The organism is Methylobacterium mesophilicum SR1.6/6, assembly GCF_000364445.2.
GTDB classification, from domain to species: Bacteria; Pseudomonadota; Alphaproteobacteria; order Rhizobiales; family Beijerinckiaceae; genus Methylobacterium; species Methylobacterium mesophilicum_A.
The window spans coordinates 608,055-623,446 of the sequence record NZ_CP043538.1; the positions used below are offsets into that span (position 1 = coordinate 608,055).

Sequence of the window (15,392 nt, forward strand, 5' to 3'; positions counted from 1 at the left end):
CCGTTCCCCAAGGCCCCAAGGCCTCGAGCCCTCGCGCACGAGGATCGGCTGGCACCCGTTCCGTAAGGCTAGTGGGGGCCTCTTAACCGCCGGTTTACGCTATGTCATGTCCGACCCGGTGAAGGCGAAGTTCCGCCGCACCGCCGCATCCTCAGCCGGGTGCCAGCGCCGTCGCGAAGGCCCGAAGATTGGTCCGCATCATCTCGAGATAGGTCGGCGCCGGCCCGTCCGGTCCGGACAGGGCGTCCGAGAAGACCTTGCCGCCGATGCGGGCGCCGCTCTCGCGGGCGATCTGCTCCATCTGCCGCGGGTCGCTGATGTTCTCCAGGAAGACCGCGGGCACGCGGTCCCGGCGGATCTGCCGGATGATGGCCGCGACATCGCGCGGGCTGGCCTCGCTGTCGGTGGACACACCCTTGGGCGCGAGAAAGCGTAGACCATAGGCCGCCGCGTAGTATCCGAAGGCATCGTGCGTTGTGATGATCCGGCGCCGCTCCGGAGGGATGGCGGTGATCGCCGTGCGGATGTCCCGCTCCAGGGCATCGAGTTCCGCGAGGTAGCGGGTGGCGGCCTCCCGGTAGGCGTCCGCGTGGGCCGAATCGACCTTCGCGAGGCCGTCGCGGATGTCGGCCACGTAGGTCCGCACGTTGGCGACGTTCTGCCAGGCGTGCGGATCGACGGCGTGGTCTCCATGGTCGTGGCCGGCGTGATCGTGGTCCGCCCGACCAGGGTCGCCGGGGGCATGCTCGCCTTCGGCCGGGATCGGCTTCACCCCCACCGAGACGGTCACGACCGGCGCGCGTGTTCCGGAAGCGCGGATCAGCCGGTCGAGCCAGCCCTCCAGCCCGAGACCGTTGACGAACACGATGTCGGCTTCGGCGAGCTTGCGCGCGTCGGCCGGGGACGGGCTGAAGCCGTGGGCATCCGAATCCGGTCCCACCAGCGTCGCCACCGTCACGTGCACGCCACCGACCTGCCGGACCAGGTCGGCGAGTATCGAGAAGCTCGCGACGGCCCGGACCGGCATGCCTTCCGCCGCGGCCCGCGTCGGTCCCGCGAGACCGAGCCAGAGCAACAGGATCGCGGAGACCGCCACCCGGAATGTCCTCGCCGCCCGCCGCACCACGCCACCTCCCGCACACTGCGTCGCGTCCGCCCTAATGTAACAGTGTTACATACACAAGCGGGATACATGCCTGGCGTCCCATGCGCGGCGTGGGACGCTGTCGCGGGCCGTCGGTACCGGTGGCGTCCCAGCGTGAGACGGAGGTTTCCATGTCCCGACCTTTGAGAGCGGCCATCCTCGTCGCCGGTGCCCTCGGCCTGGGGCTGGCGGGCGCGGCTGTCGCGCACGATCACGGACCCGAGGGCCTTCGCGGGCACGGCCGCTGGAGCGCGTTGAGCCCCGAGGATCGTGCGGCCTTCACGGATGCCCGCATCGCCGCCCTCCATGCCGGCTTGAAGCTCAACGCCGACCAGGAGAAGCTGTGGCCGCCGGTGGAGTCGGCGATCCGCGACATGGCCAAGCTGCGCGAGCAGCGCCGCGAGGCGATGCGTGACCGGCCCAGGTTCGGCGACGACGCCCCCGCGGCCCTGCGGGCGATGGCGGACGCCGCGACCGCCCGCGGCGAGGCCCTTCGCAAGCTGGCCGACGCCTCGCAGCCGCTCTACGCCAGCCTGGACCAGGACCAGAAGCGGCGCGCCATGATCCTCGCCCGCCCGATGGGGCGAATGGGCGGACACGGCATGCGGGGCGGCTGGCGCCATGGCCCCGGCGACGACCACGGTCCGGACGACGGTCGCTGAGCAAAGGCCTTGATCCGCGGCGGCGGCGGCGGCACACCGCTGCCGCCGCCCATCCCGCCCGAGGCCGGCACTGACCCGACCCGGTAGGTTTCATGGCGCGCCTTCCCGGCGACACGGCCCCCCTTCTCGCCCGGCTCTGGCGCACGTGGCTGTATCCGCACCGGGCAACCCTGGCCGTGGTGCTGGTGCTGATCGCGCTGGTGGGCGCCTCGACCGGACTCTACCCGGCGCTGATCAAGGCCGCGTTCGACGCGTTCGACCGCAAGGATGCGGCGGCGATCGCCTACGGGCCGCTGGTGGTGATCGTGGTCACGGCTACGCGGGGCTTCGCCCTCTACGGCCAGACGGTGCTGACCAACCGAGTGGTCACCCGGGTCGAGGCCGACATGCAGGCGGCCCTCTACGGGCACCTGATCGAGTCCGACCTCGCGCAGCTCGGCCGCGAGAGCCCGGCGGCGCTGACCCAGCGCTTCACCACCGACTTCGCCTTCATCAAGGAGGCGCTGACCCGCATCTCGACGGTCCTGCTGCGCGACATCGCCATGCTGATCGGCCTCGTGGCGGCGCTGATCTGGATGGATCCGGTGCTGACCCTGGTAGCCAGTGTCACGGTGCCATTCGTGGCGGGGCCGATCGGGCGGATCGGCAAGAAGCTGCGGCGGGTCTCGACGTCGACGCAGGAGCAGATGGGCGCCACAGCCAGCCTGATTTCCGAGAGCCTGCAGGGGGCCAGGGTCGCCAAGACCTATGCCATGGAGGCCTACCTGAAGGGCCGGGCCGCCCAGTCGCTCGACGAGGTGCGGCGCCTGAAGATGAAGGCCGCCAACGCCCGCGGGCGCCTCGATCCGCTCCTTGAGATCGGCGGCGGCATCGCGGTGGCGGGCGTGCTCGTGCTGGTCGGACAGCGGGTCCTGGCCGGGGAAAAGACAGTCGGCGACTTCACCGGCTACGTGGCGGCGCTGCTGCTCGCCGCTCAGCCGGCCCGGGCCCTCGGGAATCTCAACGCCATCCTGCAGGAGGCCGCCGCCGCGCTGCGGCGCTACTTCGACGTGATGGACGAGGCCCCCGCCATCCGCGAGACGGCGGAGGCACGGACGCTCTCGGTGACCGCCGGCGCGATCCGTTTCGCGGGAGTCCGTTTCCGCTACCGGCCCGACGCGCCGGCCCTGGAAGGGATCGACCTCGTCGTCCCGGCGGCCTCGGTCACCGCGCTCGTCGGGCGCTCGGGATCGGGAAAGTCCTCGTTGCTCAATCTTGTCCCGCGGCTTTACGACGTGATCGAGGGGGCCGTGACCATCGACGGCCAGGACGTCCGTGCCGTGACCCTGGCATCGCTGCGGGCGTCGGTCGCGGTCGTCTCGCAGGACGTGGTGCTGTTCGACGACACGATCGCCGCCAATATCGGGTTCGGACGGCCCGGCGCCCCCCGGGGGGAGATCGAGGCGGCGGCTCGGGCTGCCGCGGCCCACGGCTTCATCACGGCTCTGCCGGAGGGCTACGACTTCCGGGTCGGCCCGGGTGGCGGACGGCTTTCTGGCGGCGAGCGGCAGCGGGTGGCGCTGGCCCGCGCCTTCCTGAAGGACGCACCGATCCTGCTCCTCGACGAGGCGACCTCGGCCCTCGACTCCGAATCGGAGCGCCTCGTGCAGGAGGCGCTGACCCGGCTGATGCGCGGCCGCACGACCCTGGTGATCGCCCATCGGCTCTCCACCGTGCGCGACGCCGATCAGATCGCCGTGATGGAAGCCGGCCGGGTGATCGAGACCGGGCGCCACGACGCTTTGATGGCGGCCGACGGCGCCTACAGGCGCCTGCACCGATTGCAGCTGTCGGACCCCGCCGGTCCGGGGTGATTCGCATGTGCGGCGACGCCGTCATGCGCCGGCTCCGTAGATTCGCGCGCCGGAGCGCGCCATAAGGGCCTCAGCCGATGAGGACCACACCGTGAGCGACCTGACCTTCGAGATCCAAAGTCATCCCGCCCCGCGGACCGCCGACGAGCGGGCCGCGCTGATGGCGAATCCGGGCTTCGGGAAGGTGTTCACCGACCACATGGTGGTGGCGCGCTACTCGGCCGGCCGCGGATGGCACGACGCGCGGATCCAGGCGCGCGAAGCGATCCCGCTCGATCCCGCCGCCGCCGTGCTGCACTACGCCCAGGAGATCTTCGAGGGCCTCAAGGCCTACCGCACGGCCGATGGCGGCGCCGCGCTGTTCCGGCCCGAAGCCAACGCCCTGCGCTTCCGGCGCTCGGCCGAGCGCATGGCCATGGCGCCCTTCCCCGAGGATGCCTTCGTCGAGGCGATGCGCAAACTCGTCGCGCTCGACCGCGCCTGGATCCCCGACACGCCGGACGGCAGCCTCTATCTGCGTCCGTTCATGATCGCCAGCGAGGCCTTCCTCGGCGTGAAGCCGGCCTCGGAATACCTGTTCGTGACGATCGCCTCGGCGGTGGGTTCCTACTTCAAGGATCCGACCGGGACCGTCACGGTCTGGGTCTCGGAGCACTTCACCCGCGCGGCCCCGGGCGGCACCGGCGCGGCCAAGTGCGGCGGCAACTACGCGGCGAGCCTCGCGGCGCAGTCGGAGGCGGCCGCGCAGGGCTGCGAGCAGGTCGTGTTCCTCGACGCGGCCGAGCGCCGCTTCATCGAGGAGCTCGGCGGCATGAACGTGTTCTTCGTCTTCGAGGACGGCACGCTGGTGACCCCGCCGCTCTCGGACAGCATCCTGCCGGGCATCACCCGCGACTCGGTGATCACCCTGGCGCGTGAGGCCGGCCTGACCGTCAGGCAGGAGCCCTACACGATCGACGCGTGGCGCGCCGACGTGCGGGCGGGCCGCCTGACCGAAGCCTTCGCCTGCGGCACAGCCGCGGTGATCACGCCGATCGGCACCGTGAAGGGCCGCGAGGAGAGCTTCACCATCGGGAACGGCAAGGCCGGCCCCGTGGCCCAGCGGCTGCGGAGCCTGCTCGTCGACATCCAGCGGGGCAACACCAACGATGCCCATGGCTGGTTCCAGAAGGTGTTCTAGCTGCTTTTGGAAGGTTCAGTTTGAGGGTCCGCGGCTCGCCTTCCCGATCTGACACGCGCCCTTCCCCCTCTGCGGGGGAGGGTCGCCCCTGCGTCAGCAGGGGTCGGGAGAGGGGAGCGCGGGTTCAGAACAGGGCGCGACCCGCATGAGGGGCAAAGCCTCTTTCTGCACCGCCGCCCGCCTCTTGCGGGACTTTGTCCCGGCCCGAATGCCTTCGGGGGTCACTCCTCCCCGCAGAGGGGGGAGAAAGACGCGCAGATGACGGACGCGGCGGCCCGGACCTCGGATCCAGCGATCGGCCCCTGGAACCCGGGCGTTCGCTCCGACCTGCCCTCGGCCTTCCTGCCGCTGGTCACCGTCTACCGCCCGGAGCATGTCGAGACGCCGCTCCGCGACGCCCTCGACCTCAGCGACTTGTGCGGCCTGCCTGCCCGGCAGCTGACGCGCTTCCGGGCCGCTCGCCTCGTCGTCCACGAGGTCCTGATCCGGGTCATGTCCGACCTGTCCGTGCCGGTGGGGGCGGTCTACGCCGATCTCGGCGTGAACTTCCGCGCGATCGTCGCCACGATCCTGCGCGAGGGCGTCGAGCCTCGCCTGGGCGAGGTCGAGGCCGCCCTGGCCCGGATCCGCGCGGAGGCGGACGCCGTGCTCGCGCGCGAGGTCGCCGCCATCCTGGACGACCGGCCGGCGCCGCCGCCGCCTGAGCCGGGCTGGCTCGACAGGCTCCTCGGCCGGCGACCGTCCGCCGTCGAAACCCCGCGCGAGGATCTCGCCACCCGGGCCCTGCGCCATCTCGAATCCTGGCAGCGCCGCGCCGCCGAGTCCGGAGAGGGCCTGGAAGTCGCCGCCTGCGAGGCCCTGCGCACGGTCGTGTCCGGCCTCATCGCCCGGCAGAACGCCGTCATCCGTGACGCCGCCCTCCTGAAGGCAATCGCCGGAACGCTCGTCTCGAACGGCTACGGCAGCCGTCGCATCGGCGAGCAGATCGAACCCTGGATCGCCGCTGTGGTCGAGGCGCATGGCTACCGCCGCCTGGCGCCGCAGGACTACCCGGTGGTGATGAATGTGAAGGGGGCCTCAGCCTCCGGCAAGAGCACGATCCGCCCCTACCAACTCGATCTCGCCAAGCGCCTCGGCATGGCGTGGTCCGACTTCGCCGTCATCACCCCGGACGTCTGGCGCAAGTACCTCCTTGACTACGACAGTTTGGGCGAGGCTTCTCGCTATGCCGGGACGCTCACGGGCTACGAGGTCGAGATCATCGACATGAAGCTCGACCGTTACGTAACCCGGAAGGCGGCGGAGCGGCGGATCTCGAACCTGCTCATCGACCGGTTCCGGTTCGACAGCTTCCAGGCCGAGGCCGGTTCCGACGGCGGCGGCCAGCTGCTCACCCGGTTCGGTGACCGGGTCTACATGCAGTTCATGGTCACGCCCCCGGCCGATACCGTCGAGCGGGCCTGGAAGCGCGGCGAACTCTTCGGCCGCTACAAGGCAGTCGAGGATCTCCTGGCCCACAACGTCGAGGCCTATACCGGCATGCCGCGCCTGTTCTTCAACTGGGCGCTGTCCCGGGACAAGCAGGTGGTCTGCGAGTTCCTCGACAACAGCGTGCCGCTCGGCGAGCGCCCGCGCACCATCGCGTTCTGGGCCGACGGCATCCTCAACATCCTGGACGTGCGGGGCCTGTTCGACATCGAGCGCTTCCGGAAGGTCGACATCTTCGCCCGCTGTCCGGACACGGTGTTCAAGGGTGCAGACCTCTCGGCCTCAGCCAACACGGCCTTCCTGCGCGAGTGCCTGCGCCGGATGGCGGTGATCCGTTTCGTCCAGGCTGAGACCGGCCGGGTGATCCTGCGCCTCGACCGCGGGCGCGTGTCGGCCCTGGATCCGGTCGCCCTGAAGAAGATAAGGGATGAGCCCGAATGGGCGGCGGCGCGCCAGCTCATCGGGGTTCCGGCAGACCCGGCCGCCTTGCCGGTCTTGGACGAAACCTTGAGCCCTTCGGATGCGCCGACGCTCGGCGCATGGGGCCGGATTCCGCCGGCCGGGCAAATGGCATAATATCGCCGCCCTGACAGTTCATTCCGTCCGTCTCACCCTGGTATATTGCATACCTAGAACGGATGTGCATGATTGGCGGCGCACGAGAGACGCCGCCGCAGCAAGGCCGCGCCGCCTAAGTGAAAGGCTCAGGGATGGAACGCCAGGATTCGCCGTCGGCGAAATGGTGGCAGCTCGCCTTCGGCGTGATCTGCATGGCCATGATCGCCAACCTGCAATACGGATGGACGCTGTTCGTCGACCCGATCGACCAGCGCTACCACTGGGGCCGCGCGGCGATCCAGCTCGCGTTCACGCTGTTCGTCGCCACAGAGACTTGGCTGGTGCCCGTCGAGGCGTGGTTCGTCGACCGCTACGGTCCGAAGATCGTGGTCGCCTTCGGCGGCGTGATGATCGCCCTGGCCTGGACAATCAACGCCTACGCCGACAGCCTGGCGATGCTCTATCTGGGCGCCGTGATCGCCGGCATCGGTGCGGGCTCGGTCTACGGCACCTGCGTCGGCAACGCGCTCAAGTGGTTCCCCCACCGCCGCGGCCTCGCCGCCGGCGCCACGGCGGCCGGCTTCGGCGCCGGCGCAGCCATTACGGTGGTGCCGATCGCCCGCATGATCGCGTCCAGCGGCTACCAGGACGCTTTCCTGTATTTTGGAATCGGTCAGGGCGCCGTCGTGCTGGCCCTCGCCTTCCTGCTGCGCAAGCCGTCGACCACCACGCCGGTTCAGCGCAAGAGCCTGCGCCTGCCCCAGACCAAGGTCGACCGCAGCCCCCGCGAGGCGGTGCGCACCCCGGTCTTCTGGGTCATGTACGCCATGTTCGTGATGGTCGCCTCCGGCGGCCTGATGGCAGCGGCGCAGATCGCCCCGATCGCCCACGACTTCCAGGTGGCCGGCGTTCCGGTGAGCCTGTTCGGCCTCCAGATGGCGGCGCTGACGCTGGCGATCTCGCTCGACCGGATCTTCGACGGGTTCGGGCGCCCGTTCTTCGGCTATGTCTCCGATAACATCGGCCGCGAGAACACGATGTTCATCGCCTTCTCGACGGCGGCGCTGGCGGTGATCGTGCTGCTGACCTACGGTCACATCCCGATGGTGTTCGTCCTGGCCACCGCGGTGTATTTTGGAGTGTTCGGCGAGATCTACTCGCTGTTCCCGGCAACCTGCGGCGACACATTCGGCTCCAAATACGCCGCCAGCAATGCCGGCCTGCTCTACACCGCCAAGGGCACCGCGGCCTTCCTCGTTCCCTTCGCCAGCATCCTTTCGGCAGCCTACGGCTGGTCGGCGGTGTTCACGCTGATCATCGTCCTCAACGTGACGGCAGCGGCGATGGCGATGTTCGTCCTGCGCCCGATGCGGGCCCGCTACCTCGCCGCGGAGGAGCATCCCGCGGCGATCGCCCCTCAACCGATCCGGGCGGCGTGAGCCCGCCCGTCCCGTCCAAGCCGATCCTATCCTCCGGAGACCTCCGATGACCGCACTCGCCAAGATCGTTCACCCCGCACCCGAGGTCGAGGCGGAGCCCGATCTGACCGACGGCTTCCACCTCGTCATCGACGCGCTCAAGCTCAACGGCATCGAGACGATCTACGGTGTCCCGGGCATCCCGATCACCGATCTCGGCCGCATGGCCCAGGCCGAAGGGATGCGGGTGATCTCGTTCCGCCACGAGCAGCATGCCGGCAACGCGGCGGCGATCGCGGGCTTCCTCACCCAGAAGCCGGGCATCTGCCTCACCGTCTCGGCCCCGGGCTTCCTCAACGGCCTGACCGCTCTGGCCAACGCGACCACCAACTGCTTCCCGATGATCCTGATCTCGGGCTCCTCCGAGCGTGAGATCGTCGACCTTCAGCAGGGCGACTACGAGGAGATGGACCAGCTCGCCATCGCCAAGCCCCTGTGCAAGGCGGCCTTCCGCGTGCTGCACGCCGCCGATATCGGCATCGGCGTCGCCCGCGCGATCCGCGCCGCCTGCTCCGGCCGTCCGGGCGGCGTCTACCTCGACCTGCCCGCCAAGCTGTTCGCCCAGGTGATGGACGCCGAGGCCGGCCAGAAGTCGCTGGTCAAGGTGATCGATCCGGCGCCCGCCCAGCACCCCGCTCCCGAGGCGATCGCCCGGGCGCTCGAGGTCCTGAAATCCGCCAAGCGGCCGCTGATCGTGCTCGGCAAGGGCGCCGCCTACGCCCAGGCCGACGAGGCGATCCGCGCGCTCGTCGAGACGAGCGGCATCCCCTACGTGCCGATGAGCATGGCCAAGGGCCTCCTGCCCGACACCCACCCGCTTTCGGCCGGCGCGGCGCGCTCCACGGCGCTGAAGGACTCGGACGTGGTGCTGCTGATCGGCGCCCGTCTCAACTGGCTCCTGTCGCACGGCAAGGGCAAGAGCTGGGGCGAGCCGGGCTCGACCAAGTTCATCCAGATCGACATCGAGCCCCGCGAGATGGACTCGAACGTCGAGATCGTGGCCCCGGTGGTCGGCGACATCGCCTCATGCGTGCACGCGCTGCTCGACGGCATGGGCAAGGGCTGGCAGCAGCCCCCGTCCGACTGGATCGAGACGCTCAAGACCAAGCGCGAGGCGAACGTCGCCAAGATGGCGCCGAAGCTCATGAGCAACGCCTCGCCCATGACCTTCCACGCCGCGCTCGGAGCGCTCCGCACCATCGTGAAGGAGCGGCCGGACGCGATCCTGGTCAACGAGGGCGCCAACACCCTCGACCTCGCCCGGGGCATCATCGACATGTACCAGCCGCGCAAGCGCCTGGACGTCGGCACCTGGGGCATCATGGGCATCGGCATGGGCTTCGCCGTCGCGGCCGCCGTCGAGACCGGCAAGCCGGTGCTCTGCGTGGAGGGTGACAGCGCCTTCGGCTTCTCCGGCATGGAGGTCGAGACGATCTGCCGGTACGGCCTGCCGGTCTGCATCGTGGTGTTCAACAACAACGGCATCTACCGCGGCACCGACACGGATCCGACCGGTCGCGACCCGGCCACCACCGTGTTCGTGCCGGATTCCCGCTACGACAAGATGATGGAGGCCTTCGGCGGCGTCGGCTACCACGTCACCACGCCGGACGAGCTGACCCGCGCGGTCAATGAGGCGATGAACTCGGGCCGTCCCGCCCTGGTCAACGCCGTCATCGACCCGGCGGCCGGCAGCGAGAGCGGCAACATCGGCAGCCTCAACCCGCAGAGCGGGATCAAGAAGAAGAAGTGACGGCGGCGGGCCCTTCGGGGCCCGCGACCGGGATGTCTTCACGCCGGCCGGACCGCTCTGCGGTCCGGCCGTCTTTGCTTCGGACCACGCCACGGACGTCCCGCCATGATCGACCCCGACCTCGCGGGACGCCTCCAGTTCCGCCACCGTCTGCCCACGCACGAGCCTCTCCCCCCGGGCCGGCATGACCTCGGCCTCTTCGCCGAGCGCGACGCCGTGCTGGTGGTTCCCGAAGGCCTCGATCCGCGCCGGCCCTGCCGACTCGTCGTTCTGTTTCACGGTGGCGGCGGCAGCGCGGAGCGTATCCTGCCGATGCTGGAGGAGCACGCGCGGGCCGAGCGTTTCCTGCTCCTCGTCCCGCAATCGCTGTTTCCGACCTGGGACATCGTCATCGCCGGCCACGGGCCCGACCGGGAGCGCATTGCGGCGGCCCTCGCGGCCGTAGCGGACCGGTTCCTGCTCGATCCGGAGCACCTCTGCTTTGCCGGACACTCGGACGGCGGCAGCTACACGCTCTCCCTCGGACTCGCCAACGGTGACGTGGCGCGCCAGCTCATCGTCTCGTCGGCCGGCTTCCTCTCGGTGCATCTGCAGGTCGGCGCGCCGCGGATCTTCCTGTCGCACGGCATCCGGGACGAGCAGATCCCGATCGATCGGAGCGCACGCGTCCACGTGCCCAAGCTGCGGGATGCCGGCTACGACGTGACCTATGTCGAGTACGACGGCCCCCACGTGCACCAGCCGCCAGTCGTAGCGCAGGCTGTGGCGTTCTTCCTGGCGGCTGCGGGCGCCGCGTAGTCATACATCCCAAAGCGGGGGTGCCGTCCGATCGCGCGCCCGTGCGCCGGATCAGGGACCCGACCAACCGTCTCTCCGAACCGTCTCCGAAGGCGCCCCCCGTCGGCCCTTGCGAGGCAACCCGGGAGCAACGAGCTCAGCGACTCGGCGACGTCGCACTGTCCTGGATTGCTTCGCTCCGCTCGCAAGCGCGGAGCGGCCTCGGTGCCGGCGCATGGAAAAGGGCGGCGCCGCGAGGCACCGCCCTGTCTCAGGACCGCAAATGGTGCCGGTCAATCAGACCGCGCGGGCCTCGTGCATCGCCCGGATCTGCTCCTGCGTGTAGCCGAGGCCTTCCAGCACCTCGTCGGTGTGCTCGCCCAGCAGCGGCGAGGCCTTCACCTCGACCTGCATGTCGGAGAACTTGATCGGGCTTCCGACGGTCAGGTATTTGCCGAGCTTCGGGTGCGCCACCTCGACGACGGTTCCGCTCTCGCGCAGGGACTTGTCCTCGGCGATCTCCTTCATCGACAGCACCGGCGCACAGGGAATGTCGTAGGTGCGCAGGATGTCGACCGCCTCGAATTTGGTCTTGTCGGCGAGCCACTCCTCGATCGTCTTGAAGATGTCGAAGATCTTATCCTGCCGAGCCCGCGGGGTGTTGTAGGCCGGATCGGTGATCCACTCCTCGTGGCCGAGCGCCTTGCAGATCGGCGCCCAGGCATGGCCCTGGATGGTGAAGTAGATGTAGGCGTTCGGGTCGGTCTCCCAGCCCTTGCACTTCAGAACCCAGCCCGGCTGACCGCCGCCGCCCGCGTTGCCGCCGCGCGGCACCACGTCGGAGAACTCGCCGTGCGGGTACTGCGGGTACTCCTCGAGGTAGCCGAGGGCGTCGAGGCGCTGCTGGTCGCGCAGCTTCACCCGGCAGAGGTTGATCACCGAGTCCTGCATCGACACGGCGACCTTCTGGCCCTTGCCGGTCTTGTTCTTCTGATGAAGCGCCGTGAGGATGCCGATGGCGAGGTGCATGCCGGTGTTGGAGTCGCCGAGCGCCGCGGCGCTGACGGTGGGCGGCCCGTCCCAGAAGCCCGTGGTCGAGGCGGCACCGCCCGCGCACTGGGCGACGTTCTCGTAGACCTTCAGGTCCTCATAATGATGGCCGTCCGAGAAGCCCTTCACCGAGGCCAGGATCATGCCCGGGTTCAGTTCCTGGATACGCGCCCAGGAGAAGCCCATACGGTCGAGGGCGCCGGGGCCGAAATTCTCGACCATGACGTCGGAGTCCTTGATGAGCTTCTCGAGGACTTCCTTGCCGGCCTGGGTCTTGGTGTCGAGGGTGAGCGAGCGCTTGTTCGAGTTCAGCATCGTGAAGTAGAGCGCGTCCGCGTCCTCGACGTGGCGCAGCTGCGTGCGGGTCACGTCGCCGGCGCCGGGGCGCTCGACCTTGATCACGTCGGCGCCGAACCACGCGAGGAGCTGCGTGCAGGCAGGACCGGCCTGAACGTGCGTGAAGTCGATAATCTTGATGCCTTCCAGCGGCTTGCTCATGGGGCGTTCTCCCTGTGCGGTTTGGTGATCGGATCCTGCGGATCTTCCTGCGGGCTCAAGCTGCCCGTCAGGACCGGTCCGCGGCGGCTTCGAGGTCGGCGACGCGCTGGCGGAGGCGCTTCTCCTCGGCCCAGCGCTCGGTCTCGTCGCGGATCACCGCGACGATGCCGGTCACTTGGTCGGAGGCGTCCCGCACCATCCCAACCGTGAAGGCGATGGAGAGCTGGCGGCCGTCCTTGTGGAGCGCCGGCACCCTCAGGGTCTCTGCCCCGTAGCGAGTGACGCCGGTACGCATGGTCTTCGCGTATCCGTCCCAGTGGCGACGACGGTGTCGCTCGGGCGTGATCAGGTCGAGCGTGCGGCCCAACGCCTCGGCGGCGCTGAAGCCGAAGATGCGCTCGGCGGCCGGGTTCCAGACAGTGATCGCACCGTCCGGGTCCGACACCACCACGGCGTCCCCGATGGCCGCGGCCAGTCCGACGATGTCGTCCGACCTCTGCGCCAGTGCCATCGCGTCAGCTGCCGGCACCAGCTTCAACCTGGTGGCGGGTTCCGTTCCGCGCTGTCAGCGCGCTGACCAGACTCGCTTGGATCGTCATTGGCCCTCCTGCTCGTGTTCGGAGCTAAAGTTCCAACTCGCCTCTGCGACGGCGCTGCCGCAGCCACGGTGTGTGTGGTATTTGGTATGCCAAATCTGAAATGCCGTCAACGCCGGGGGTGACAAAAGGCATTTTCTTTCCAGCGGCGACGTTCCGGACGGTCGATCTGCCGGGGCGAGACCTACCGGTCGCGACTTGGCCGGCGAGCGGCCGTCAGTCCAGGTTGTTTCGCGGAGTTGGCGATGTCTTGTCGTGGGTCAGCACGTTCACGAAAGCCCAGGACGACATGCTTTTGCCGTCTGGGCGTGCGAGAGCCGCCGAAGCTCCGCGGCACGATGCGGCGACGGAGCGTGTACGGATCGACCGTCGAGGCCGGGGAGGCCGGAATCAAGCCATGAACATGGAGATCCGGAAAGCCGAGGGGCAGCCGGTCACGACCATCGATCGGCAGCAGGCGATCGCCGAGTCTCTTCGGCAGATCGCGCGCATGTCGCGCTTCGCCGATCGCAAGAAGGGCATTCGGTCCTATCAGACCCACGCCAAGAACGACCCTTGGATCCCAATCCTCTTCATCCTGTGCTTCGTCATGCCGGTACTGGCCGGAGCGATCTATTACGGGCTGATCGCGTCGAATCGGTATGTCAGCGAGGCGCGCTTCGCGATCCGTCCGGCGATCGGAGCATCCGACAAGGGAATGTCGGAAGCGGCGGGTTCCTCCAGCAGCTCCAGCGGCCAGAATCAGATGGCCGCGCAGGACACGATGATCACCCGCGAGTACATCCTGAGCCGGCCGATGGTGGAGATCATCGAGGCGCAGCTACCGCTGCGCCAGTGGTTCAGCGACGACAGCATCGACTATTTCTCTCGCTTCGATCCTGAGAAGCCCATCGAGAAGTTCGTCCGGTACTGGAAGCGGCGCGTCGAAGTCGACGTCGAAGCGGGCTCGGGCATCATGTCGGTGACCGTCGCGGCCTTCGATCCCGAAAAGTCTCTCGCCATCGCCAGGGCGGTGATGAAAGAGGCTGAGCGGATGGTGAACGACCTCAGCGTCAAATCTCGCACGGAGGCCATGGCGGAGAGCACTCGCGAGTTGAAACTCGCCGAGGAGAGGATGACCAAGATCCGCCTCGAAACCCGGGATTTGCGCAACCGGCAGGGTGTGCTCGACGCGGAGAAGTCGAACCTCGCCAACCTGAAGATGATCTCGGAACTGCGCGCCGCCCGCATCAACCTCGCGGTGCAGCTCGCGATCGGCCAGCGGGACCTCGGGCCGGACTCGCGCCGGATCCTCGACATCAAGCAGCAGATCAGGGATCTCGACGAGAACATCGCCCATATCGAGCAGCAGGCGGCAAGCCAGGACCCTTCGCAGAAGGGCCTGCTGTCCGACGCACTGACACGCTTCGAGACGCTGGAAACCGAGCGGAAGAACGCCGAGAAGTACTACCAGCAGGTGCTGACCGCCTATGAGCGGTCACGCATCATCGCGGCCCGACAGGTGGAGTTCTTCAGCCCGATCGTCGAACCCGTGAAGGCGGAATCCTCGGTCGAGCCGCGGCGGATGCTGATGACCAGCCTGATCGCCGTGGGCGCCGGGCTGCTGTTCGCCGCCGCCATGTTCGCCCGGAAAATGATGGCCTGAGCCGAACATTCCCCGGGGACCCAGTCTCAGAGTTCGGGGGGCACCCGCGATGCTGTCCGGTCCGCGGCCGGTCCGACCGTGCCGCCGGTCCAACCTTGCGCGCGCCAGCCTTCCGCACGCTCGTCGAGGTCAATCGAGCCCGCCCGGTTCAGCAGGTTCAAGGCACGATCCGCCTGGGCCTCGTCGGCCCGCACGGTGACCAGAGTACCGCCCCGGCGTACGCCCTCGGCATAGGTTTCGGCCTCGCCCTCGCTCAGTCCTGCCCCGGTCAAACCGCCGATCAGGCCTCCGGCCGCGGCTCCGACGCCGGCGCCCGTCAGGGCGGTCACGAGCCATCCGGCGGCGACCACGGGGCCCAGACCCGGGATCGCGAGCAGCCCGAGGCCGGCAAGCAGGCCCGCACCGCCGCCCAGGACCGTGCCGACCGTGGCCCCCGTGCCGGCGGCGTCGACCGCCTCTGCGGTGACAGGCGCGGCGGTGTCGGACGGTTGCGGTCTCGACGGTGCGGTCTTGGTCCGGTTCGAGATGATGCTGATGTCGCCGTGGGGAATCCCCGCCGCCTCCAGCTGGTCCACCGCACGCGCGGCGGCTTCATAATCGTCGAACAAGGCGGTCAGGGCGCGTGTGGTCATGGGAGGCTCCGGGATCCTCGGGTCTGCGCCGCGCGCGTGCCGACATCACCGCCAGACTGGGGACGGATCAGCAGGAAC

The 15,392-nt window shown here is 69.0% G+C and carries 12 protein-coding genes; 8 read left to right on the top strand and 4 right to left on the bottom strand.

What is annotated here, in order from left to right; all coding sequences use genetic code 11:
- Positions 1-151: 151 nt before the first annotated feature.
- Positions 152-1,096: a metal ABC transporter substrate-binding protein gene (locus MMSR116_RS02820; protein WP_010683851.1), complete on the bottom strand. Its 945-nt coding sequence runs from the start codon at positions 1,094-1,096 to the stop codon at positions 152-154.
- 179 nt (positions 1,097-1,275) lie between these two features.
- Here MMSR116_RS02820 and MMSR116_RS02825 point away from each other — a divergent pair, with 179 nt between their 5' ends.
- From MMSR116_RS02825 to MMSR116_RS02855, 7 genes are all read left to right on the top strand, one after another.
- Positions 1,276-1,806 carry a Spy/CpxP family protein refolding chaperone gene (locus MMSR116_RS02825; protein ID WP_010683850.1) on the top strand — a complete coding sequence of 177 codons (531 nt, stop codon included), beginning with the start codon at positions 1,276-1,278 and terminating at the stop codon, positions 1,804-1,806.
- 92 nt (positions 1,807-1,898) lie between these two features.
- A complete protein-coding gene (locus tag MMSR116_RS02830; protein ID WP_010683849.1) occupies positions 1,899-3,659 on the top strand; it encodes an ABC transporter ATP-binding protein in 1,761 nt (586 codons plus the stop codon).
- Positions 3,660-3,750: 91 nt separating this feature from the next.
- Positions 3,751-4,839, top strand: a complete 1,089-nt coding sequence (locus MMSR116_RS02835) for a branched-chain amino acid aminotransferase (protein ID WP_010683848.1) — start codon at positions 3,751-3,753, stop codon at positions 4,837-4,839.
- Positions 4,840-5,097: 258 nt separating this feature from the next.
- Positions 5,098-6,903, top strand: coding sequence for a hypothetical protein (locus MMSR116_RS02840; RefSeq protein ID WP_010683847.1), 1,806 nt, complete (start codon positions 5,098-5,100; stop codon positions 6,901-6,903).
- 134 nt (positions 6,904-7,037) lie between these two features.
- A complete protein-coding gene (gene oxlT, locus MMSR116_RS02845; RefSeq protein ID WP_010683846.1) occupies positions 7,038-8,324 on the top strand; it encodes an oxalate/formate MFS antiporter in 1,287 nt (428 codons plus the stop codon).
- Positions 8,325-8,370: 46 nt separating this feature from the next.
- Positions 8,371-10,116, top strand: a complete 1,746-nt coding sequence (gene oxc / locus MMSR116_RS02850; RefSeq protein WP_010683845.1) for an oxalyl-CoA decarboxylase — start codon at positions 8,371-8,373, stop codon at positions 10,114-10,116.
- 105 nt (positions 10,117-10,221) lie between these two features.
- Positions 10,222-10,914: an alpha/beta hydrolase gene (locus MMSR116_RS02855; RefSeq protein WP_010683844.1), complete on the top strand. Its 693-nt coding sequence runs from the start codon at positions 10,222-10,224 to the stop codon at positions 10,912-10,914.
- Between the two features lie 276 nt (positions 10,915-11,190).
- Here the strand turns inward: MMSR116_RS02855 and frc are convergent, their stop codons facing one another.
- Complete coding sequence (gene frc, locus MMSR116_RS02860) at positions 11,191-12,441, bottom strand: formyl-CoA transferase (protein WP_010683843.1); 1,251 nt, start codon at positions 12,439-12,441, stop codon at positions 11,191-11,193.
- A gap of 67 nt (positions 12,442-12,508) precedes the next feature.
- A complete protein-coding gene (locus MMSR116_RS02865; RefSeq protein ID WP_039893180.1) occupies positions 12,509-12,952 on the bottom strand; it encodes a PAS domain-containing protein in 444 nt (147 codons plus the stop codon).
- A gap of 482 nt (positions 12,953-13,434) precedes the next feature.
- On the opposite strand from MMSR116_RS02865, the gene MMSR116_RS02870 reads away from it, so the two are divergent.
- Complete coding sequence (locus MMSR116_RS02870) at positions 13,435-14,682, top strand: LPS biosynthesis protein (RefSeq protein ID WP_010683841.1); 1,248 nt, start codon at positions 13,435-13,437, stop codon at positions 14,680-14,682.
- 26 nt (positions 14,683-14,708) lie between these two features.
- Here the strand turns inward: MMSR116_RS02870 and MMSR116_RS02875 are convergent, their stop codons facing one another.
- Positions 14,709-15,314 (bottom strand): general stress protein, encoded by a 606-nt coding sequence (locus MMSR116_RS02875; RefSeq protein ID WP_010683840.1) that lies wholly within the window; start codon positions 15,312-15,314, stop codon positions 14,709-14,711.
- Positions 15,315-15,392: the final 78 nt, after the last annotated feature.